Source organism: Sphingobacterium sp. UBA2480 (genome assembly GCF_002341965.1).
GTDB lineage: Bacteria > Bacteroidota > Bacteroidia > Sphingobacteriales > Sphingobacteriaceae > Sphingobacterium > Sphingobacterium multivorum.
On the sequence record NZ_DDPA01000009.1, the window covers coordinates 128,176 to 150,694 of the forward strand.

A 22,519-nucleotide genomic window follows, 5' to 3' on the forward strand; every position below is an offset into this window, starting at 1 on the left:
AAATGTATTAGTGTCCTTCAGTAAGCAGAGCTTCGGTTCGCTTTATCTGACCTTTATCTTTCCAGGCATCATGTCCAGGAATAACCATATTAATTTCGGGATATTTTGCCAATAACCTCGCTAGGGATGGCTTCCAGGATTTTATATCCCCATCTGCCGTAAATCCTAGATCTTGGGCTTCGGAGCTTTTTATAAAACAACCACCGTCTAGGATCTTATATTCGGGAAACCAGACAACAACATTGTCCATGGAGTGTCCGGCACCAAAAAAGTTCAGAACAAAAGATTGTCCGCCGACGCTGTAGGTTTTATTGGTGGAAACAAGATGAGTGGCCTGGGCTTTGTGATTTGCCTTTAGTAGGTCGTTCGTCATTTTCGTTGCGTAGGTTGGAATTCCAATACGGTTGTAATACGCAAAACCACCCGCACGGTCTTCGTGCCAGTGTGTTGCGTACACCGCAATAACGGGTAAATTATGTTTCTGTTTGATACTGTCCAATAAGGGTTGATATTGTGTGGAATCCCATGGTGTATCAAATAGAATAACGCCTTTTTTTGTTATTAAATAGACCGCATTAGCAGCATATTTGGTGCCTTCAAAATTATTAAAGGTGGTATAGAGGTATAGTTGCGAATTTATCTTCTCTATTAAAAGAGGTTTTTCTTGCGCTTGTAGAGATGGGGAAAGACCGAGTAAACCAATGCTCAGGCATACACCAGCAAATGTTGCGCGCATATGAGGAGAAAGAAGTGAGATCATATTTTTGAATGTTATTACATTAACGTTAGAACAAAATGATTATTATTTTTTCAAGACCTTATCAATACATTTTTTAGGTAGACTGAACAAAGTCTTCGCGATAAGGAGTGAATGAATCGATCAGTTCACCCTCCTCGAGACATTCACATCCATGAACCAATTGCGAATAGATGATACAAGAGTCTCCTGCAGTTAGGATGCGATCAACACCGTCAATATGGTATCTGAATGTTCCAGCACTAACATAAGAAATCTGTGTATGGGGGTGTTGATGAAGTGCACCGATGGCCCCTTTTTTAAAACGAACTTTCATGAGCATGAGTTCATCATTAAAAACAAGTATTTTTCGCATCACACCTTCGCCCAAGTCTGTCCATTGCTGTTCGCTGTCGTGTAAGAATATTTCGCTCATCTAATTGTTGATTTATGGATGTTTCGATTGGAAAACGCTCTGTTTTTCAATTATAACAAAAAAAAATGAATTTACGGCTAGATCCATTGCTTCCTTAGAAGGATATCGATTTGCTTTACAAAATTTGGCAAAGGATGAGATGAAATTAAAAACCAAATGGTCCAAATACGTGAAAAAACAGTTATTTTGTGCCTGAGCAATATATATATGACACGATGAATTATTTCGACGAGCTTATTACTTTATTACAAGAAGAGCAGCAATTTGATAAATTACAACATGAAAATTTGTTGTTGAAAAGTAGTTTGAATGAACGAAGAATGCAAGGTGTCACCTGGTTTCCGATTCAGATAACGGATATGGAGCTTGGAAGAGGAGACTATTTGTCCGTTAACTTAAACCGAACAAATCATTATGAGGTCGAACATAAGTTTCGCTTTGGTATGCCAGTTTGTCTGTTTTCAAATCACGATCCCGACCGAGATCGAATAGAGGGCATCATATCTTCGATCAATAGGGATGGGATGCGAATTTCATTTCGTGTCGATGAACTTCCAGAATGGAGCAGAAGAGGGAAGCTTGGTGTTGATTTGTTATTTGATGAGTATTCCTATCGGGAGATGTTCAATGCATTGGAGAAAGGAAGGGAATTGAGCCGTGATGCAAAGCAGGGTAGTTTAGTGAGAAGATTAATCGGTGAAGAGGTCATTCCGATTGCTTCTATTGGAGAATTCTTTGAGCATCCCAGCTTAAATATGGGGCAAAATAAAGCGATCCAACAGCTATTGGAAGCAAGTACCGTGGCTCTTTTGCATGGGCCGCCGGGGACAGGGAAAACAACAACATTGGTTCAGGCCGTGCAGGCACTCCTAAAACAATACAACAAGCAAGTATTGGTTGTTGCCCCGAGCAATACGGCCGTTGATCTGCTAACCGAACGTTTAGACGCTGCTGGCATTACAGTAACAAGAATAGGTAATCCTGTTAAGGTTTCGGAACATCTTCAAGAATTGACACTCGATGCAAAGATTGATCGACATCCCGCAAATAAGGATATTAAAACACTTCAAAAACAAGTGCGGACGTATACAGAGATGGCTCAAAAATATAAACGTAATTTTGGAAAGGCTGAGCGGGAGCAAAGAAAAGCATTGTTTGATGAGGCCCATCGAATCAGAAAAGATGTCGATAAAATTCAAGATTTTATCAGTGCAGATGTTTTGGATAAATCGCAGGTAATCACTGCAACTTTGGTTGGATCAAATCATGAGGTTATCCGCAATCGTAGCTATGAAACAGTCATTATTGATGAGGCCGCACAAGCATTAGAGCCTGCTTGCTGGATACCGATATTAAAGGCACATCGGCTTATTTTGGCCGGTGATCATAATCAATTACCTCCAACAGTAAAATCGAGTAAGGGATCTAACCATGGCCTGAGTCATACATTATTTGAAAAATTGGTAGACCGTAATCCACAATTAGTTTCTTTGCTAGATGTGCAGTATCGCATGAATGAACAAATTATGCATTACCCATCTGTAGCCTTATATAATGGTTCGTTAAGAGCAGATAGTACCGTGGCACAGTGGAGCTTAGCAGTGGATACTGAACCGGTGTTATTTATTGATACAGCAGGAGCGGGATTTGAAGAAACGGAAAGTGACGGCGCAATCTTCAATATGGGCGAAGCTCATTTTATTAAAGCTCATCTAAACGACCATATTGGGGCTTGGAAAGCTTCCCCGACCCTAAATGAAAGCCTGAGCATCGGGGTGATTGCACCTTATCGGAAACAGGCTACTTTCCTGAAGGAAGTATTGGAAGGGGAAGACGAGCTGCGACCTTTTAATGACTTGATTAAAATACAGACAATAGACAGTTTTCAGGGACAAGAGAAGGATGTTATTTATATCAGTTTGACCAGAAGTAACGCTGAACAGCAGATTGGTTTTTTGTCTGATGTCCGCCGGATGAATGTGGCAATGACTAGGGCTAAGAAGAAATTGGTTGTTATTGGAGATAGTGCTACAATAGGTTCACATCCGTTTTACCGAGAATTTATTGCCTATACCGAGTCGATAGGGCACTATCATAGTGTGTGGGAATGGGATATTTCAGCAATATAACGCAAGAGGCCACTTCATAGGAAGTGGCCTCCTGCTTTTATTGAAACTTACCGACTAGATTGATTCCTGTAATCTCTCCTGATTAAGAAGTGAACTTCATCCAATCCGTGTTCTCGTCATAGTTCATAAGTGGTTCGGCATTATTGTTATTTGATAATTGGCCTACCAACATATAAATATCCATACTTACGTGTTGACGTGTTATTTCAGTCATCTTATCATTGAACCCGGCATTGTTAATTTGTAAAACATACTGAAAACAAATGACGCGGGCGATTACCTTTCCAAGTGTAACCAGTTCACGTTGTTTCGGCTGTAGCGGAAAGTCAAAATTCAAGATTGATGAGAAAAATGGTGCTGCAAATTCAGTTGAGCTATATTTTTTTAAGAAAGATAATAAGTTGCTTTCTTTGGTTTTGCGCATAAGTTTACCGATCGCTTCAGCAACTTGAGAATATAGCATTTCATTTGATCCCTCAAAGATTTGAAAAGGTCTACTGTCTATGAGGCCACGACCGGCAACATGGTCTAACCTGTAGCCATTTGCCCCGGATAATTGCACACATATTTGCGCGGCTTCATGCATTAAGTCTGTCACAAATGCTTTCACACTATTGGCATCTACACCATAGGCTGAAAGGTCATTATGGATAGAGCTGATCGAGACACTGTATGAACACATTGCAGAACACAAGGTAAATGCAGCCTGTATGCGCGACAACTGAAATTTAACAGCGTCTAATTCATTTAAACTAATACCTGCTACACGGCGTTCGGAACAATGTGTCATGGCCTCATCCAACATTCGTTTTATAAAACCCATGCCCATTCCTGGGAACTGTAATCTGCTGCGGTGGAGGGTATCTAACATCAATTTAATTCCTGTACTTTCCGGATTTAGTTTATGATCCGCGGGAACATTGATATCAATGTTGTTGACACCATAAGGAATTGCATAGAGACCAAGGCTATTGTATTTCTTTGTTACAACAATCTTTTGTTCTTCGACGGCGTTCTCTGTGACAAAGAAATCTATATCCCGAACCAGTTCTCCATTTTCATTTTTCTTGCGTGCCGTCACGAGCCAAAAGTCTGCAGCTCCAGTAAGACCTTGCCAGTGTTTTTCACCTTTTATATAGTACTTATCGTCCCTTTGTTCGTAAGATGTTCGCATATTGAGTGCGTCACTGCCGTAAGCCTGTTCGGTAATCATTAGTCCTCCCATTGCCTGATTTTCCAAAAATTGATGGAATACCCTCTCTTGAAGTAAGGTGTTGCCGTATTTGGCAAAAGGTTCCAAAAATAGTGCAATATTAATCCCGAAGATTAGCGATAACGATAGTGATTCATAAGAAGCTGCCGCCAGTACACCCAAACATTCTTTTACATGAAGACCACGACCACCGTGATGTTCGGGGATAGCAACCGACAATGGTTGCATTTTCATGATCTCTTTTAAAAACTCAGGCGGAAGCCCACGCGTTAAACTGAGCGAGTTGTAATCGTATTCCTTATTAAATAAGCTTGACAGCCTAGTTTTAAAATCTGCAATAAACAAATCGAAATCCTGGGTTATATTGTTGTCTTCTGAAACCTTAAGCATCTTTAAATATGTAATTAAATGATGGAACAATGTAAATTGAAACATCGAGAATAAAGAGTGCTACCGAACTGAAATTCTCTTTTGCTTCAATGACTTACACAAAAATAACTGCAATCAATTTGATTTTCTTGTGTACTTCAGTATAAAAGATAGGACAAATCGTGCATGTTGAAAATTTAAGTTGCTCTGTTTCGATAAGAAGTAGGAGAGACGCCAACTATTTTTTTGAAAAGTCGTGAGAAGTAAGACGGGTCAGAAAAATCCAATTCATAACAGATATCTGCAATGCTTTTAGTGGATTCAAACAGCAGAAATTGACTGTGCATAATCAGTACTTCTAGAATAAGTTCTTTGGAAGATTTTTTAAATACTGAAAATACACAGCGATTAAGGTAGTTTGTAGATACTGCAAGTTTGTCGGCGTAGAATGAAATATTTTTTTGCTTTTTGAAGTTTTTGTGCACAAGCTGTTTGAACATCATTGCAATTTCCTGCCGACGATTGAGGGCTTGATTGGAGGACGAAAGTTTGATGATTTTTAAAATTGCCGATTTTAACAAATTTTCAAACAGTTCTCGATAAGGGAATTCCGAAAGTAGTTCATTATAAAGTAATCTAAAAAGCTCCTGAAGATCACTACTATCTTGTGCAGCTAAGTTAAGTAAGGGCGAGATGTTAAAGATATTCAAAATCTCCTGTTCCCTGAATATGGACGTCATCGCATTGTCGTTGATCAAGACGCAATGCCCTTTCGAAGATTTATCGACAGACTTTATTGTTGAAATATTACCATAATTGCTGATAAGAATTGCTGGAGCCTGAACGACATATTCTTTGGCACCGATCTGATGTTTAAAATAACCTTCAGTTATATGGACGAGGAGGTTATAGCCCAAGAAAATTGGCGGAGTAGGGAATTTAATGTAAGGGGCGATTTCACTGAGCTGAAATATCTTGATCGGCGATTGTTGGTAGCGAAGGTGCTCCAAACTACCTGTCATAAAACGATCTACAAATTCGCCCGCATTTACCTGCTTTTCCATTATCAATTATTAGTATAAAATTTAGTATGCCACAGCTTTTGAATGTCATCTATTGTTTCATGTGCAAATCACGCTCCCAATAATATTCCAAAGGTAGCTGGATAAAACTTGTTTATCAATTTTAACAAATGATTTGCTAAAATAAAGCTTTATCCTTAGTTTAGTTTTTGCAATCGGATAAATAGCTTGATGCTCAGGGGCTATATTTTAATAGTATAAACCAAATGAATATGAAACCAGTGCTTATTTCTATCTTGATTCTATTCCTATTCAGAAATGCAACTGCGCAGATCTCGTTGAATTATTGTAATGATCGTATACAAACTGGAGCAGAACAAACCGAGCGTTACCTTCCTTATTTAATGAATAAACGCATTGCGATATTGGGCAATCCATCTACGGTTATTAAAGGGCGGCACCTTGTTGATAGTCTGCTTGCGCGCGGGGTTCAGATTGTGAGAATCTTTGGGCCTGAGCATGGATTTCGAGGGAATGCAAGTAATGGAACTGAAGTGGGGGATGAAGTCGATCCGACAACTAAAATTCCTATTGTCTCTTTATACGGGAATAAGAAAAAGCCAACAGCGAAGGATCTAAAAGATATCGATCTGTTTATTTATGATGTGCAGGATATGGGGGTGAGGTTTTATACCAACATTAATACCCTTCGGGATATTATGGAAGCTTGCGCCGAAAATGATAAGGAGCTCTTGATCTTAGACAGGCCCAATCCCAATGCTTATCTAATTGACGGTCCTATTTTGGAGGAAGAATATAAGTCGGGTATTGGGCAATTCCCTGTTCCTATTGCGCATGGGATGACTACTGCTGAATTTGCCCAGATGATCAAAGGAGAAGGTTGGATGAATACTAAAAAGAAGTGTAAATTGAAGATTATTCCTGTAGCAGATTATGATCATAGTATGCTTTATAAGCTGCCAGTCAATCCTTCACCCAATTTAAATACGGAACAAAGCATACTCTTATATCCAAGTACCTGTCTTTTTGAAGGTGTAAAAGTAAATCATGGTAGAGGCACCGATTATCCCTTTGTTGTGATCGGTAGCCCAATCTATAAGGGTACATATGATTTCTCATTTGTCCCCGTCAGTAAAAAAGGGATGAGTGAATCGCCTCTCTTTATGAATGAAGAATGTTATGGAATAGACCTGCGTAAATATGATCTGCAGCAGCTTGTCGATAGCAAAAAAATAAACCTATCCTGGATGATAGCGCTTTATCAGAATTCTCCGGAAAAAGATAAGTTTTTTGATCAATCATTTTCGAAACAGATTGGCAGTATCGAAAAGCTCGTCGGCGTAGGTTTATTTCGGAAGCAAATTGAAGCCGGTGTTTCGGAAGAAGAAATCCGAAAAAGCTGGGAGCCGGGCCTAAGTAATTATAGAAAAACTAGGGAAAAATACCTTATCTATCAATAATATAACCTGAATAGAAGTACAGCGATGTTTGGACTAAAATATGATTGGCGCCCAATTATTATCCTATTTATTGCAGTGGGATGTTTTTGTCAATTACGGGCGCAGCATCTGGCTAGAGACCTAGATCGCCAAAATTATACAGCTCAATCCAACATTAGGTTAAATCCCGCGTTGAAATGGAAATTCAAAACAGAGGGAAGGCTGTTTTCTTCGCCCGTCGTTTGGAAGGATATCGTTTTTGTCGGGTCTTGCGACAGTAATCTTTACGCATTGAATAAAACGAGCGGTAATATACTTTGGAAGTATAAAACTACCGGTGAAATTCGGTCGACTGTTGCTCTTGATGGCGGAAAAGTGTATTTTTTAAGCACTGATGGCTACTTGTATGCCCTGGATGCCCAAACAGGTCGAAAATTATGGCAGTTTTCAACCGATGGTGAAAAGATTTATGATATATGGGACTATTTCCTCTCATCTCCTGCGGTTGCAGATGGTGTAGTTTATTTTGGATCTGGGGATCATCATGTCTATGCCGTAGATGCTAAATCGGGAAAACTTGTTTGGAAATTCCTGACTGGGGGCATTGTGCATGCAGCCCCAACGCTGACACAAGAACGTGTTTTCATTGGTAGTTTTGATGGTTATTTTTATTGTTTGAAAAAAGATGGTACCCTACATTGGAAGTTTAAAACGGTTGGTGAACGTTATTTTCCAAAAGGCGAGATTCAGTTCCATGCAGCAGTCGCCGACAGTACAGTCTATTTTGGTGCTCGTGACTTTAATGTATATGCGCTTAATGCCGCGAATGGAAGTGGCTTTTGGGTATATCATCAACCAGGGAGCTGGACGAGTTTTCCTAGTATTTTTGACGATAAGCTTGTCGTAACCATGTCGGATTCCTATAGTATACTTGTTTTAAATAGAATGGACGGCGTGAAAATAGTTGAACCTAAAGTGCCTTTAAATACATTTAGCAGTGCCACTATCGTAGGTAATGAGGCCTTTTTTGGAACGCTGGATGGTGTAATTTATAGATTGGATATAAAAAACGGAGGGGTTGTGCCTATTTTTCAAACGGAGTCAAGTAAAAAGAATAGGCAATTGTTTATAAATGATGAAAATGTGCTGCGAGCCGATCTGCAACAAAAATATGAGGATGATATTACAAGACTGTTTGCAGACTACCTGCAGATGGGAAGTATCTTTTCAACAATATGGATCGATGAAAATCGGCTTTATTTTAGCTCCGCAGATGGTGCCATCTATGCATTGGAATAGTAAGTACGCGCTATTTACGAATCGTAGCAGAGTTTACTTTCTCAAAATTTTTTCCATGGGTTTCCCTTTGGCCAGTTCATCAATTAATTTATCGAGATAGCGAACTTTCTGAACCAGCGGATCTTCAATATCTTCAATGCGATAGCCACAGATTACACCCGTGATCTTCGAAACATTCGGGTTTAAACTTGGTGCTTGTTTAAAGAAATGTTCAAAGTCAGTTTTATTTTCAACTACTTGCTGTAGCGATATGGGACTATAGCCGGTAAGCCAGAAAATGATTTCGTCAACCTCTTCTTTTGTACGTCCTTTTCTTTCGGCTTTTTGTATATAAAGCGGGTATACACCAGCAAATGACATGCGATATATTCTTGTATTATCCATTTTTACACGTTGATTTTATTAAAGGTATTCATTTTGAATCAAAATAAAAACAAAAGATAGGTGGCTAAATTAAGCAAAATCGCCGCTAATTTGTACTACGCAACTATGAAATTTACTTAGCAATTTCTTTAATAATAATATAAATTATAATTCTATCTTTATGTGATACAAAATTATTGAGAGATTATATATGGATTTGAGGTATATTCGAAATAACATACATATTAAAGAAGAGGATCAACAACATATCAAAGACTTTCCGGTGTTAATAGGGGGGTGTGGAATAGGAAGTTACATTGCCGAGTGCTTATTGCGTATGGGTTTCGAAAATTTGACAATTGCCGATGGAGATGTTGTCGAATTGACAAATTTAAACAGACAAAATTATACAAACAAGGATATTGGTATTAAGAAAGTATTTGCTTTGCAGGAACGTTTGCATTCAATTAACCCGCAAGCCAAAATAACAGTGTTTTCTGAATTTATTAACCAAGATAATTTATATAATATCGATATTAATCATAAGGTTGCCATTAATGCGTTGGATTTTTCTTCTGATATTCCTTTTGTCTTTGACCAGTATATGGCAAAACGAAATATACCGGTAGTACATCCTTATAATTTGGGCTGGGCAGGATTTTTAACGGTGCTTCCTCCTGAAGGCCTTAATCTTCATTCATTGGAAAAGGCCCACAAGACATTTGAATTAAATGTCGGTAAATTTATTGTTGACAGTTTAAAAACAAAAGGAATGGAAACGAAATGGTTTGAGGAATTTTTGGCAGAATATGGTAAAATCGCGCTGACGTCTTCTCCTCCGCAATTATCATTAGGTTTGTATTTATTATCGGGAATGGTTAGTCATATTGTATTTAATTTAGCGACATCTAAACCTGTAAAATTCTTTCCAGATTCCTATTATTTATCCATGATTAGCTAGCTATAATATAAGATAAAGAATCGATTGTTTTATTACACTTTTGTGTAGTAATCCTATAGCTGCGGGAATTTAAAAGGAAAGTCCTTACTTTTATTGCTCTTGAATACATCTACATGAATTGGGCATCGGATAATTATTATTTCACTAAACTTAAAAAGGACGAGCTTTTTGAACTTATCCACTTTTATTTAAGGACTACAGCTGATTATTATAATTTGGATGATTCGCTTAATGAGGAATATGCGCATCATTATAAAAATTTGTTAGGCGAAGATTTAAGTTTTTTTGATACTTCAATTTATTATGTCTTGCGTGATCGAGAAATGCATAACATCCATGCATCAATACGTATTACCTATTGGGATCGGGAAACGGTATTACCCATTCAAAAGTTGTTCTCAGTCACGAAGGAAGAGCTTTTGTCACACAATGTAAATCACTATTGGCATATAGGCAGGTTTATTATTTCGAAAAGGATTGAGGGGAAACGGATCAGCATTTTAAAAAAAATGCTGTTTGACGCATTTTTTCCACCTTATTTTCTTGAAAAGGGCTTAATTATTGCCGAATGTGATAAAAAACTCGTCAATACCTTGTTGAAACTTGGAATACCTTCATATGAGCTTGGCAGTCCAATTATCTATTTGTATTCTGAAACTCTGCCTATTTATATTAAAACCGAATGGCTTGATTTTTTCATTCAAAAAAATAGGATTGCGCAATATTGTTTAGCTAATAGTATTGATTCGGATAGTTTCACGCTCAGGGCAAAAGATATGGGCTTTCAGGGAAATAATGGTGGCGAAAATATGCTATTTAATTAGAATAAAGATAGTTCAATGGCAAGCGCGGTGGCTTCAGTAATACTCTTTACCTTTAATTTCGAGAATATTTGCTTTTTGTGAAACTTAATCGTATCAATTGAAACGTATAATTTATCAGCAATTTGTTCCATTGTGAATCCCTGGGCAGAAAAAAGCAAAATATCTTTCTCGCGCGGTTTTAATTTGACATGTGGAGACTCTACCCAAAGATCAGTCGATAAGTCATACTCAAATTGCTTCCCGGCATCGTCGGATTTAAATTTAATATTTCCTGCATTAGCATGTGAAGAGATAGAAACTACACATAACGCTATCCAAGGATTTGAAGACTTGTCCAAAAGAATAGGTTTCAGTTTATGATTTATTAAAAGGGGTTTCCCGTTCGATTGCTTCAAATGAAAATCATAGGATATTGAATGTGTTAATTTGTCTTCATGTGCGAGATTTTCAAAAAATTCGAACCCTACATCGTTTATCTTCTTTAAAAGATTCAAATCTCCTTCAGGTACATTATCGAAGTAATGTTGGTACCCTTTTTTTTGAACTTCAACAGGCGAATTTCCACATAAAAATATGGGATTATCAGATACGAATAAAAAGCTCTTTTTCGAATAATCAATTAAATAGATACTTTGATAAGTTAATTTACTTAACGATTTGGCGAAATTAATGTAGGCATCTACTATCTCATAATCATCCTTTGTAAAATTATCTTTAACATGTACCGGCTTAAAAAAATCTTCAATTTCAACTTTCATAATGTAAATTACAAATAGGATTTACTCTAATACCTAAATAATAGTTAGAATAAATTTCATGCTAATTTGTAGGGCAAAAATAATGACTTAAATTCAAATAAAGCATTTGAAAAAGCCTTTTATCACGTGTTTCTTGCGTTTTTTTGACTTAAAAAAGTGACATATTTTAAGACTTTTTACATCTATTTTATTTGGTTATAGATATCTACACAAATGTGTAGAATATTTATAATATTATAACTTTAATAGTTTTACTACTTATCTTTGCCCGATAAAGCAATTAAATTATATAAATATAACCTATTGAAATCAATTTCCAAATAATAATTTTTATATAAATAAGATATTTGGCAAAGTTTGGAGCAAATATAATAACAATTCTTGCTAATATTCTATAAAGCTATTTCTCTAATTAGCTATTCACTTGACTATATTTTGTTCTTTTTAGCAAAATAAACCTCTTTCTCATCCACGAATCAAAATCCTTCATCTTCCAAGTTTGTGTCTATTGTATAAAGAAGATTTTTTCCCTGTTTTTATTTTATATGTATATACATTTTATTTTGTTCATTGGATATTTGTGATTTTTATAGTAATATTGTGTTTATTATTTTGTTTATCATAGGTTTTTGGTTAATCTTATATGTATGTACAATTGAATAAGTCTAACAAATAATTTTGACCAATTTATGGAAAATGATACTGATGTAAATAAAAATTATAAAATCTGATACTTATGAAATTACGTTTCTCACTTTCTTTTGTCGCCGGTCTGTTGTTCATGTGCGCTCAGTCTGTTGTTGGCCAGGAGCACACGATATGGCAATTGGGAAATTCAGACGGTTCAAGCAGCGAATTTGCCTTGTCCCCGAATGGGTATAAGAAATTTTTGGAACATGATTTCGGTTATGAAGACAATGGGTTTATTATCGGTCAATCTTCTTTAACAAGGGATTTACCCTATGTATTGCCCGGTCCGGCCAATGAATGGGGCGGGACTGGAGGAACCTCTGGTCTGAGAACACATTTTTTGAATTTCTACTATGTGTTAAACAATAGTATAAAAAATGGTCAGTGTACACTTCAGGTTAAATTGGCCAATAGTGACCCTAAAAATAAACCTACGCTACAGATCGTAATCAATGGCAAGCCCTATAATTTTGAGGTGGAGGGGGGAGCAGGAAATGGTGAGCCGTTAGAGAATCCTTTAAAATCTGGAAATTCTACGATAAATATACCATTACCAGCTGATCTCATTAAGAAAGGCGGAAATCAGATTACCATGACTGTCATAAATGGAGGATGGGTTGAATTTGATTCCTTTAAACTGCTGGGGCCACAGCAAGTAAAGCTAATAGCCAATCGTTCTGTAATTGTTAAAAATGTACAGCAAGCTGAATTTGAGATCTTAAATGCAGGGAAACCCGTCCAAAATATGCTGGTTGATCTCTTGAAATTGAAAGATGATGAACAGTTGAAAGTAGTCTTAGATGGAAAGAAAATTTATGAGAAAACACTTGAAAAAGGTGCAGCGAAATTGGAAATACCAATGCCTTATGTCGCTAAGGATATATGGAGTAAGTATGAAATTTATAGTAATGGGCAATTAATACAGTCTTCAACAATCAAGCGGGGCCCAAAAAGACTAGGTGGAGTTTCAGATTATGTGAACACGATGATGGGTGCAGCACATTCCAGATGGATGATAGCCCCGGGACCATGGATGCCTTTTGGCATGGTAAAGATAAGTCCAGATAACCAAAATATTGGCTGGCAGGCAGGTTATGAACCTTCTATCGAATCTATTGGTACTTTTAGCCATATTCACGAATGGACAATGGCTGGATTGGGTACATTTCCGACAGCAGGTCAATTGAAGACTCGGGTCGGAGATCAGTACAGTAAAAATTCAGGATATCGATCAGCAATAGATAAAACCAGCGAAAAGGCTCCATTGGGATATTATGCTGTTCATCTCCTTGATCACGATATCGACGTAAAATTGACGGCTGGTACGCGTTCGAGTTTTCAACAATATACCTATCATAAGTCGGATACAGGACGTATCATGATTGATCTCAAGGTTAATGGAGAATATGATTATAAAATTAAAGATTTCTCGCTGAAAAAGGTTTCTGACTATAAGGTTGTGGGATACAGTAATCAATTATCTGAAAACGTTTGGTCCACTGATGCAAAGCAGGATTATGTCGTATACTTTGTGATGGAGTTTGACAAACCTATCATAAACTATGGCACATGGCATAATGATCGGTTGACTGAACGGGCTGATTTGGTTGCTGATAGCGCCCAATTTGCGGGAATGTACGTGGAATTTGATGTGCATAAAGATAAGGCTGTACAACTGCGCACAGGGATTTCTTATGTGAGCTTAGCCAATGCGGAGGAGAATCTAAAAACGGAACTGTCGGAGCCATTCGGATGGTCGATTGATCGGGTCGTGGAAAATCAACATAAAGTTTGGGATGAACTTTTAAGTAGATTGGCGATAAAGTCTTCAGACTATTTTGAAAAAGAGAAATTCTATACTAATATGTATCGCACTTTGGCAAGCCGAAATACATTTAGTGATGTGAATGGTCAATGGAGGTCTTCAGATGAAGTGATACGGACTTTAGCCTATAAAGGAGATCTCGCTTTAGGCTGTGATGCTTTCTGGAATACCTTTTGGAATTTAAATCAGTTTTGGAACTTGGTTACGCCGGAATGGTCCAATAAATGGGTCAGATCGCAACTTGCGATGTATGACGCAAATGGCTGGTTGGCGAAAGGACCGGCTGGAATGGAGTATATTCCCGTCATGGTTGCAGAACATGAAATACCGTTAATTGTTGGGGCATACCAGATGGGGATTAGAGACTACGATACTGAAAAGGCATTTGAAGCTGTTAAAAAAATGCAGACAACAAGTCCATTGAAATTTGAAGGTGGTTTTGCAGGTAACAGGGACTTGGATGTATATTTAAAATATAAGTACGTTCCTTATGATTTGGGCCGGTTTTCCAATTCGATGGAATATAGTTTTGACGACTGGACAGTTGGGCAGTTCGCAAAATCGTTAGGAAAGGAGCAGGAGTACAACTATTTTAATGATCGCGGAAAATGGTGGAGAAACGCGATAGATGTCAGTAGTGGCTATGCCCGGATGAAGGATTCAAAAGGAGAATGGTATAAAGATTTTGATCCTTTTAAATCGGGAGCTAACCATCATTATGTAGAAGGAAATGCATGGCAACTGACCTTTTTTGTGCCACAGGATATTCCTGGGTTAGCTAAAATGATCGGACAGGATGTGTTTTTAAAACGATTGGAATGGGGATTTCCAGAAAGTGAGAAATGGCGCTACAATGGTCCCAATGATCAATATTGGGATTATCCTGTTGTTCAGGGAAATCAGCAGTCGATGCATTTTGCCTATATTTTTAATTGGTTGAATAAGCCTTGGTTGACGCAAAAATGGAGTCGCTCCATAGGTGAACGCTATTATGGCCAAGGGGTTTCAAATGCTTATTTGGGAGATGAAGACCAAGGGCAAATGAGTGCTTGGTATATTATGAATGCTATTGGTTTATTTCAGATAGATGGCGGGACAAGAGTCAAGCCAATTTATGAAATTGGAAGCCCTCTCTTTGAGGAAGTGAAGATTAAATTGGGCGGTAAATACGGTAGAGGTGAACAATTTATTATCAAAGCGAAAAATGCAAATAAGAAAAATATGTATATACAACGTGCTACATTAAATGGAAAACCGCTTAATACGTTTTATTTTGATGCTTCGGAACTTCTGAAAGGAGGTGAGCTTGTTTTAGAAATGGGCGCTACACCGAATAAGCAATGGGGACTGTATCAATAAAAATATATTTATTGCTGGGCCAAACCTGATGCGCATTGAATAATAACAACGATTTGTTAAAATTTGGTTAAACCATTCGGCCTAACATAAGAAACTCGTTTTTGATGACGTTATATCAGTAGTTTCATAATTTAGGTTAATAATTGGTTAGTTAGTAAAAGCCTGAAGTTCCCCACTTCAGGCTTTTGTTGTTATTGACCATCATAAATCTCTTTGCTTAATATGTATAGTTTTGCTAAATCCTATTAACAAACGTAAAATCATCGATATAACGACAAGTACGATTTGTAAATCTTTGCGATTATCTGTAGTATTGTAGGTACACGCTAAAATGCGCGGCCTATGGTGTTTGCTTGAATGAAAGCAATTAACAATGTCGTCTATCAAGATTATATGATCAAATCTATTCGTTTTTTACTTTTAGGATTATTTCTTTGGGAGAACGTTTCTGCCCAAAAGCTTCCTACAGACTATGTCAACCCGTTTATTGGTACCAGTAATTATGGAACAACTAATCCGGGTGCTCAGGTTCCCAACGGCTTGATGAATGTTTCTCCGTTTAATGTAATGGGATCATCACTTAATGCATTTGATAAGGATGCAAGATGGTGGTCTACTCCCTATGAACATAGCAATAGTTATTTTACAGGTTTTTCTCATGTTAATTTAAGTGGGGTAGGATGTCCAGATATGGGAAGTCTGTTGTTGATGCCAACTTCGGGGAAATTGGAGGTTGATTATCATCAATATGGGAGTACCTATACACAAGAGGTTGCCCATCCGGGATATTATAGCAATATATTAAAGAAATACGGTATCAAGGCAGAAGTTTCAGCGACAACCCGTGTAGGTGTGTCGAAATTTACTTTTCCAAAAGGACAGGCAAATATCCTGCTTAATTTGGGCGAAGGTTTAACAAATGAAACGGGAGCAACAGTTCGTTATGTAAGTGATACCGAAATAGAAGGATCTAAGTTGCTGGGCTCTTTTTGTTACACGAACAATCAGGCTGTTTATCCCATCTTCTTTGTTATGCGTGTCAATAAAAAACCGTCAAAAAGAGGATATTGGAAATTCCAGCGTGCCGGAGAAAAATGGGAAAACGATTGGAATAAAGATGCCGGAAAATATAAAATTTTTACGGACTATACCGATCAGCTTTCAGGCGATGATCTTGGTGCGTATTTTAGTTTTGACGTCAAAGAAAATGAAAGCTTAGAAGTACAGCTGGCCGTATCATTTGTGAGTGTTGAAAATGCACGTAAAAATCTAGATGCTGAGCAAGCAGACTTTAGCTTTGAAAAAACGCAAAAGCACGCAGCTTCACTATGGAATAATGCATTGTCAAAGATACAGGTCGAAGGAGGTACAGAGAACCAAAAAACAGTGTTCTATACGGCATTATATCATGCTATGATTCATCCAAATATCTTGCAGGATGTAAATGGAGAATATCCGGCAATGGAAACCCGGAAGACGCTCGTTGCAGATCACAATCGTTACACCGTGTTTTCGCTATGGGATACGTACCGAAATGTTCAGCCTCTAATGTCACTGGTTTATCCTGATAAGCAGGTGGGTATGATACGTTCCATGATCGATATTTATAAGGAAAGTGGTTGGATGCCCAAATGGGAGTTGTATAGTCGAGAAAGCTATACCATGGATGGCGATCCGGCAGTTCCAGTGATCGTTGATGCATGGATGAAAGGCATTCGGGATTTTGACGTTAATACAGCTTACAAAGCGTTTCTGAAATCGGCTACGACTACGGATTCGACAAATAAAATTAGACCAGACAATGCGGACTATGTGAAGTATGGGTATGTTCCACTGCGCGATTCATTCGATAATTCGGTATCTCATGCCATTGAATATTATGTTGCCGATTGGAACCTAGCCCAACTGGCCGCCTCATTGGGGAAAACTAAAGATGCTCAGCTTTTTGCTAAGCGAGCACAGGCGTATAAACACTATTATTCTCCGGAGTATGGGACTTTCAGGCCTATTCTTCCTAACGGCAAGTTTTTAAGCCCATTTAACCCATTGATGGGCGCCAATTTTGAACCAAATCATGGTTTCCATGAAGGTAACGCTTGGAACTATAGCTTTGCTATACCATTTGATATACCTGGTTTGGTGAAATTGATGGGCGGAAAGCAAAAATTTGTGGATAGACTGCAGGCAACGTTTGATAAAGGGTATTTTGATGTTACCAACGAACCAGATATGCTGTATCCACATGTGTTTTCGGAAATCAAAGGAGAAGAATGGCGTACCCAAAAGCTGGTTAAGGAAATTTTAGAAAAACATTTTACGAATAGCCCTGGGGGTATACCGGGAAATGACGATACGGGAACAATGTCCACATGGGCTTTAATGAACATGATCGGCATCTATCCTTTTTGTCCAGGTAGACCAGATTATACTGTTGTAACACCTGTATTCGACAAAGTGACCATTCAACTCGATAAAAAATATTATCCAAATGGCGACAAAGTGACAATAAGACGTCAAAAAGAGGGTGCCGGAGATTATATCAAAAAGATCTTTATCGATGGAAAACCATTCAATGGATTTAAAATCAACCATCAGACTTTGGTCAATAGCAAGGATATTCTAATCGTTACTGGAAATAGATAATTAGGCAAACTAAATTGAAAAACTGATCTACACGATGAAATATATTAATTACGCGGTCTGTGCAGGCCTTTTGTCCTTAATGGGTTGCGCTTCACTAAAAAACTCCGATGAGACTTCTTATGCTGGGTATGTAAATCCTTTTATCGGAACGGATTTTACGGGGAATACATATCCTGGAGCACAGTCACCTTTTGGAATGGTACAGCTTAGCCCAGATAATGGACTGCCTGGCTGGGACCGTATTTCCGGATACTTTTATCCTGACAGTACGATTGCTGGTTTTAGCCATACACATTTAAGTGGAACCGGAGCCGGCGACTTGTACGACATATCTTATATGCCGGTTACCTTACCTTATCATGAAGCCTCGGCTCCCTTAGGTATACATTCCAAATTTTCGCATAAGGACGAAAAGGCTCACGCCGGATACTATCAGGTAAAACTTACTGATTACGATATAAATGTAGAGCTGACAGCAACGGCACGCTGCGGTATTCAACGTTATACGTTTCCAAAAGCCGAGTCTGCAGTATTTTTAGACTTAAAGAAAGCAATGAATTGGGATGCTACAACAGATTCACACATCGAAGTGGTTGATTCTGTTACTATCCGTGGTTACCGTTTTTCGGAGGGCTGGGCAAGAGGCCAACGCGTTTATTTTGAAACTCGGTTTTCTAAGCCTTTTATGGCCGTTCATATCGATAGTTCAGCAATATTATCCAGTGCTGATACAACGGCAAAAAGTGCAAAACGTATTGGTACAGCATTCAAAGCACGTTTTGATTTCAAGACAGCAGCTGGAGAACAAGTGACTTTAAGTACGGCGCTTTCGGGAGTAAGTATGGAAGGCGCTTCAAAGAACTTAAAAGCAGAAGTTCCAAAAGATGATTTTGATTATTATTTAAAAGAGGCCGAACAAAATTGGAATCATGAATTGGGGCGCGTAGCAATCGAGACCAAAGACAAAGAGGAACAGGTTAAATTCTATACAGCACTATACCATTCGATGTTGGCACCGACAATTTTCAGTGATGTTGATGGTGCTTACATGGGGGCGGACCGGAAGGTACATCAGGCTGAAGGTTGGACCAATTATAGCACGTTCTCACTTTGGGACACCTATAGAGCTTCGCATCCATTATTTACCTATATAGACCCTAGTCGAGTAAATGATATGATTAAGTCCTTCATTGCCTTTTATGAACAGCATGGCCGACTACCGGTATGGAATATTTATGGGAGTGAAACGGATATGATGATTGGCAATCATGCCATTCCTGTCATTGTAGATGCATATTTAAAAGGAATTGGTGATTTTGATGCAATAAAAGCGTTAGAAGCCTGTGTTGCCACAGCTAATATTGATAATTACCGGGGTATAGGTCTTTATAAAAAATTAGGCTATGTGCCCTATGACGTAAAAGATGAATACAATGCCGAAAACTGGTCCTTATCACGAACACTTGAATATGCCTATGACGATCATTGTATCGCAATGATGGCCGATAAGATGGAAAGGAAAGATATTGCAGGAGCGTTTTTTGCGAGAGCTCAAAATTATAAAAATGTGTATAATCCGGCTACTTCATTTATGCAACCTCGAGATAGCCATGGTAAATTTATTACCCCGTTTGATGCGGAGGAATATAGTGCACATATTTGTGAAAGTAATGCATGGCAATATTTTTGGTCTGTACAACATGATATTCCTGGATTGATTAAACTTGTTGGTGGGCAAGAGCGCTTTGGACAGAAGCTAGATAGCATGTTTACATTTCATCCTTCCGACACCAGCAAGCTGCCAATTTTTAGTACAGGAATGATTGGGCAGTATGCACATGGTAACGAGCCGAGCCATCATGCACTCTATTTATTTAATGCGGTTGGACAGCCTTGGAAAACGCAGCAATATGCGGCCGAGGTAATGAACAAACTTTACTTGAATACACCTTCGGGATTAAGTGGAAATGATGACTGCGGGCAGATGTCGGCTTGGTATGTATTCAGCGCATTGGGATTTTATCCTGTAGATCCCATAAGTGGAAAGTACGAAATTGGTACACCTTTATTTGAAAAAGCTGAATTGAAGTTGTCCAATGGAAAGAAATTTACCGTGAAAGCTAACCATGTCAGTAAAGCCAATATTTATATCCAAGCCATTACGATTGATGGTAAGCCTCTTGAAACAAGTTATATCACACACGAACAAATTATGTCCGGAGCGACATTGGTGTTAGAAATGGGCGAAAAACCGGGACCGATATGGTACAAAAATAAATAGGATCTATAAGTATATGGAGATTCATATGTGAAGCTCCCAAATAATTAAGAGAAGCCTCCAAATGAATATTAATCGATTTGGGGGCTTTTATTTTGTTGGCAGAATTAAGTTTTTGTAGAAATATGTCGTGCTACACAATGTTCCATTCGGGAAGAGCGCATAATTTGGGATATCGCCGACTTTCGTCCAGCCACATTTTTGATACATAATATAAGCCGGGCTATCGGTTACAGTATCTAGTACCAATAGTGTCTTATTGAGATCAATGGCTATATTTTCAATGTGTTGAAGTAAATTTTGTGCAATGCCCATTCTTCGAAAGTCAGTATGGACTAACATTTTGGCTACATCTGCACGATGTATTTGATTTGAGGGGAGGTCGATTTGGAGTTGAACGGTTCCTGCGATTCGATGCGTAGAAGCATCTTTTGCAATAATCAATATTGTTTTTTGCTGCTTGACCTTGTTCAGTACTTCAGTCCAAAATCTTTTTGCCTGCTCAACTGTTAGATCTTCCATAAAGCCTACAGAGGCACCTCCTTGGACAATATTAAAAGTCAGGTCTACTAATTCAGAAATTAAGGTAATGCTGGATTCGTTGACTTCTTCAACGACAAAATCTGTATTGGAAATAGGTGAGGAACTCATGTGTTTGATTGCGGATGAGATATAGAAAAGGAATTGATCGCTGTGTTATGTAAGAAAAGACATTCTGCTAATGATCGGCTTGGCTCTTCTGGTGAGAATTATAGTTAAAAATCGTTACTCGTTGCGGGTGAATGCATAATAGATGACGTATAACCAACCGAGTATCCCATGAATTAAAGCCCATAGTATGGATTTGTTGCGATCCCATGAGGTGACAACGGCAATGACAGAACCCAGCCCAATACCCGATTGGGTGATCGTCTGTGTCGTTGATTTACTTATCTCTTGGCCAAATACAATATCCGAGATGAAAAGAAAGAATATGAATAATGCGAGGTGTTTCATGATGGCTTTATTGAGCTCCTCTTATTTTGAGTTCTTCATTGATTTCTTTTATTCTTTTAAAATTGAGAATAACAATAGGAGATAAGGCGAAGGGAATCGCCATTAGTGCGCTGAATCCTTTGTTAATTGACGTATAGATCCCCATGCCTAATAGGATAAAGAGCATGGTGGTGAGCATCCATGTAATTACCAGCGCATTTTTTTTGTTGGTTTGAAGCTCTTCGTCAGTCATTCCGTTTAAAGGTCTGTTATTCATATTTCGGTGGTTTATAGTCTCTAAGTTCCGTAATTCTTTTTAAGAAACAAAGAATTTTGCCTTAAATGATGTGTGATTCTTAAATAAATATAGCTTTTTTTTCTGATTTTTTAAAAAATGATTAATTAAATGGCTAAAATAGTAGGTTTCGAAGGACCTTTTTTACAATAATGCAGTATAAGGTGATTTTTATGGATTCCCTGTTTAGAAGAGTAGGCTTTTCATCTCTCAAAGAAATAAATAGTTTGTGCAAAGTAAGGATAAGCGTATTGCTTTTTAGCGAGCAGGTTGTACGGAAAATAACGAATCTTAAAACAACGACCACGAATATTAAACGAGACGGATAGACTGGTTTAAAAAACTGTTATTTGTAAAAAAAATTAAGAAATGAGAATGCTAGCTTTAATCTTTATGCTATTTACCATGTGTTCCTGTAGGGGTAATTTGGATTTGGGGTACAATGAGAAAATGGCTAAGCTCTTTCATAGCTGTCGAGAAAAAATGGATGAGAGCTATGGAAAATTGCTAGAAGGGGAATATGATGTCGATAAATCAGACTATTCCTATCACATGACATTGAATGAGGCACGCGCTTTGAGTAGTTACATCAAAGGATTAAAATGCGAAGCCTCTCAATTGAAGTACAGTAAAACTGCCGAAAGTTTTCACATCGCTACAGTTGGTTACATGACAGAGATCGTTGATGGATATGGTGTTTTATTAATTAAATATATTGATGAACAGAAAAAAGGGACTCGGAAAAGCCTGTTGCGGGAGATTACTGATGAAAAAGAGAAAATTGCAGCCTTAGCTGAGTCGTGTTTAGGACATCAAATAGCCTTCATGAATCAAGCTGGAATAAAAGTAGATAGTCAAACAGGAAAGTAGTTGAAATATATTTT

General features: G+C 37.9%; 18 protein-coding genes. 9 read left to right on the forward strand and 9 right to left on the reverse strand.

Going from position 1 to position 22,519, the window contains the following annotated elements; translation table 11 throughout:
* Nucleotides 1-7: 7 nt before the first annotated feature.
* Nucleotides 8-736, reverse strand: coding sequence for a BlaB/IND/MUS family subclass B1 metallo-beta-lactamase (gene bla, locus B3600_RS21215; RefSeq protein ID WP_070569933.1), 729 nt, complete (start codon nucleotides 734-736; stop codon nucleotides 8-10).
* Nucleotides 737-833: 97 nt separating this feature from the next.
* Complete coding sequence (locus tag B3600_RS21220) at nucleotides 834-1,172, reverse strand: cupin domain-containing protein (protein WP_286754307.1); 339 nt, start codon at nucleotides 1,170-1,172, stop codon at nucleotides 834-836.
* Nucleotides 1,173-1,387: 215 nt separating this feature from the next.
* Here B3600_RS21220 and B3600_RS21225 point away from each other — a divergent pair, with 215 nt between their 5' ends.
* The gene (locus B3600_RS21225) at nucleotides 1,388-3,301 is read left to right on the forward strand and encodes an AAA domain-containing protein (RefSeq protein WP_286754308.1); all 1,914 of its coding nucleotides are present in this window, start codon (nucleotides 1,388-1,390) and stop codon (nucleotides 3,299-3,301) included.
* An 82-nt stretch (nucleotides 3,302-3,383) separates the two neighbouring features.
* Here B3600_RS21225 and B3600_RS21230 read toward each other — a convergent pair whose 3' ends face one another.
* Both B3600_RS21230 and B3600_RS21235 read right to left on the reverse strand, forming a co-directional pair.
* The gene (locus B3600_RS21230) at nucleotides 3,384-4,904 is read right to left on the reverse strand and encodes an acyl-CoA dehydrogenase family protein (protein ID WP_286754309.1); all 1,521 of its coding nucleotides are present in this window, start codon (nucleotides 4,902-4,904) and stop codon (nucleotides 3,384-3,386) included.
* A 176-nt stretch (nucleotides 4,905-5,080) separates the two neighbouring features.
* On the reverse strand, nucleotides 5,081-5,947 hold the full coding sequence (locus B3600_RS21235) for a helix-turn-helix domain-containing protein (RefSeq protein ID WP_286754310.1): 867 nt from the start codon (nucleotides 5,945-5,947) through the stop codon (nucleotides 5,081-5,083).
* Nucleotides 5,948-6,171: 224 nt separating this feature from the next.
* Here B3600_RS21235 and B3600_RS21240 point away from each other — a divergent pair, with 224 nt between their 5' ends.
* Both B3600_RS21240 and B3600_RS21245 read left to right on the forward strand, forming a co-directional pair.
* A complete protein-coding gene (locus B3600_RS21240; protein ID WP_286754312.1) occupies nucleotides 6,172-7,386 on the forward strand; it encodes an exo-beta-N-acetylmuramidase NamZ family protein in 1,215 nt (404 codons plus the stop codon).
* A gap of 24 nt (nucleotides 7,387-7,410) precedes the next feature.
* Nucleotides 7,411-8,664: a PQQ-binding-like beta-propeller repeat protein gene (locus B3600_RS21245; protein ID WP_286754313.1), complete on the forward strand. Its 1,254-nt coding sequence runs from the start codon at nucleotides 7,411-7,413 to the stop codon at nucleotides 8,662-8,664.
* Between the two features lie 33 nt (nucleotides 8,665-8,697).
* Here B3600_RS21245 and B3600_RS21250 read toward each other — a convergent pair whose 3' ends face one another.
* Complete coding sequence (locus tag B3600_RS21250) at nucleotides 8,698-9,048, reverse strand: DUF2200 domain-containing protein (RefSeq protein ID WP_070569339.1); 351 nt, start codon at nucleotides 9,046-9,048, stop codon at nucleotides 8,698-8,700.
* A 190-nt stretch (nucleotides 9,049-9,238) separates the two neighbouring features.
* Here B3600_RS21250 and B3600_RS21255 point away from each other — a divergent pair, with 190 nt between their 5' ends.
* Nucleotides 9,239-9,988 carry a ThiF family adenylyltransferase gene (locus tag B3600_RS21255; protein ID WP_286754314.1) on the forward strand — a complete coding sequence of 250 codons (750 nt, stop codon included), beginning with the start codon at nucleotides 9,239-9,241 and terminating at the stop codon, nucleotides 9,986-9,988.
* Between the two features lie 113 nt (nucleotides 9,989-10,101).
* On the forward strand, nucleotides 10,102-10,812 hold the full coding sequence (locus B3600_RS21260; protein ID WP_286754315.1) for a hypothetical protein: 711 nt from the start codon (nucleotides 10,102-10,104) through the stop codon (nucleotides 10,810-10,812).
* Here the strand turns inward: B3600_RS21260 and B3600_RS21265 are convergent.
* Nucleotides 10,809-11,570, reverse strand: coding sequence for a response regulator transcription factor (locus B3600_RS21265; protein WP_286754316.1), 762 nt, complete (start codon nucleotides 11,568-11,570; stop codon nucleotides 10,809-10,811). The genes B3600_RS21260 and B3600_RS21265 overlap by 4 nt on opposite strands.
* A 736-nt stretch (nucleotides 11,571-12,306) precedes the next feature.
* On the opposite strand from B3600_RS21265, the gene B3600_RS21270 reads away from it, so the two are divergent.
* The 3 genes from B3600_RS21270 to B3600_RS21280 all read left to right on the forward strand — a co-directional run bounded on the left by B3600_RS21270 (nucleotide 12,307) and on the right by B3600_RS21280 (nucleotide 20,368).
* A complete protein-coding gene (locus B3600_RS21270; RefSeq protein ID WP_286754317.1) occupies nucleotides 12,307-15,444 on the forward strand; it encodes a GH92 family glycosyl hydrolase in 3,138 nt (1,045 codons plus the stop codon).
* A 357-nt stretch (nucleotides 15,445-15,801) separates the two neighbouring features.
* Nucleotides 15,802-18,087 (forward strand): GH92 family glycosyl hydrolase, encoded by a 2,286-nt coding sequence (locus B3600_RS21275; RefSeq protein ID WP_286754318.1) that lies wholly within the window; start codon nucleotides 15,802-15,804, stop codon nucleotides 18,085-18,087.
* Between the two features lie 34 nt (nucleotides 18,088-18,121).
* Nucleotides 18,122-20,368, forward strand: a complete 2,247-nt coding sequence (locus B3600_RS21280; protein WP_286754319.1) for a GH92 family glycosyl hydrolase — start codon at nucleotides 18,122-18,124, stop codon at nucleotides 20,366-20,368.
* Between the two features lie 87 nt (nucleotides 20,369-20,455).
* On the opposite strand, the gene B3600_RS21285 is transcribed toward B3600_RS21280, so the two are convergent.
* The 3 genes from B3600_RS21285 to B3600_RS21295 all read right to left on the reverse strand — a co-directional run bounded on the left by B3600_RS21285 (nucleotide 20,456) and on the right by B3600_RS21295 (nucleotide 21,617).
* On the reverse strand, nucleotides 20,456-21,016 hold the full coding sequence (locus tag B3600_RS21285; RefSeq protein WP_112374362.1) for a GNAT family N-acetyltransferase: 561 nt from the start codon (nucleotides 21,014-21,016) through the stop codon (nucleotides 20,456-20,458).
* A gap of 114 nt (nucleotides 21,017-21,130) precedes the next feature.
* The gene (locus B3600_RS21290; RefSeq protein WP_197084131.1) at nucleotides 21,131-21,361 is read right to left on the reverse strand and encodes a hypothetical protein; all 231 of its coding nucleotides are present in this window, start codon (nucleotides 21,359-21,361) and stop codon (nucleotides 21,131-21,133) included.
* 7 nt (nucleotides 21,362-21,368) lie between these two features.
* Nucleotides 21,369-21,617: a hypothetical protein gene (locus B3600_RS21295; RefSeq protein ID WP_046675688.1), complete on the reverse strand. Its 249-nt coding sequence runs from the start codon at nucleotides 21,615-21,617 to the stop codon at nucleotides 21,369-21,371.
* Nucleotides 21,618-22,004: 387 nt separating this feature from the next.
* Here B3600_RS21295 and B3600_RS21300 point away from each other — a divergent pair, with 387 nt between their 5' ends.
* The gene (locus tag B3600_RS21300; protein ID WP_286754321.1) at nucleotides 22,005-22,505 is read left to right on the forward strand and encodes a hypothetical protein; all 501 of its coding nucleotides are present in this window, start codon (nucleotides 22,005-22,007) and stop codon (nucleotides 22,503-22,505) included.
* Nucleotides 22,506-22,519: the final 14 nt, after the last annotated feature.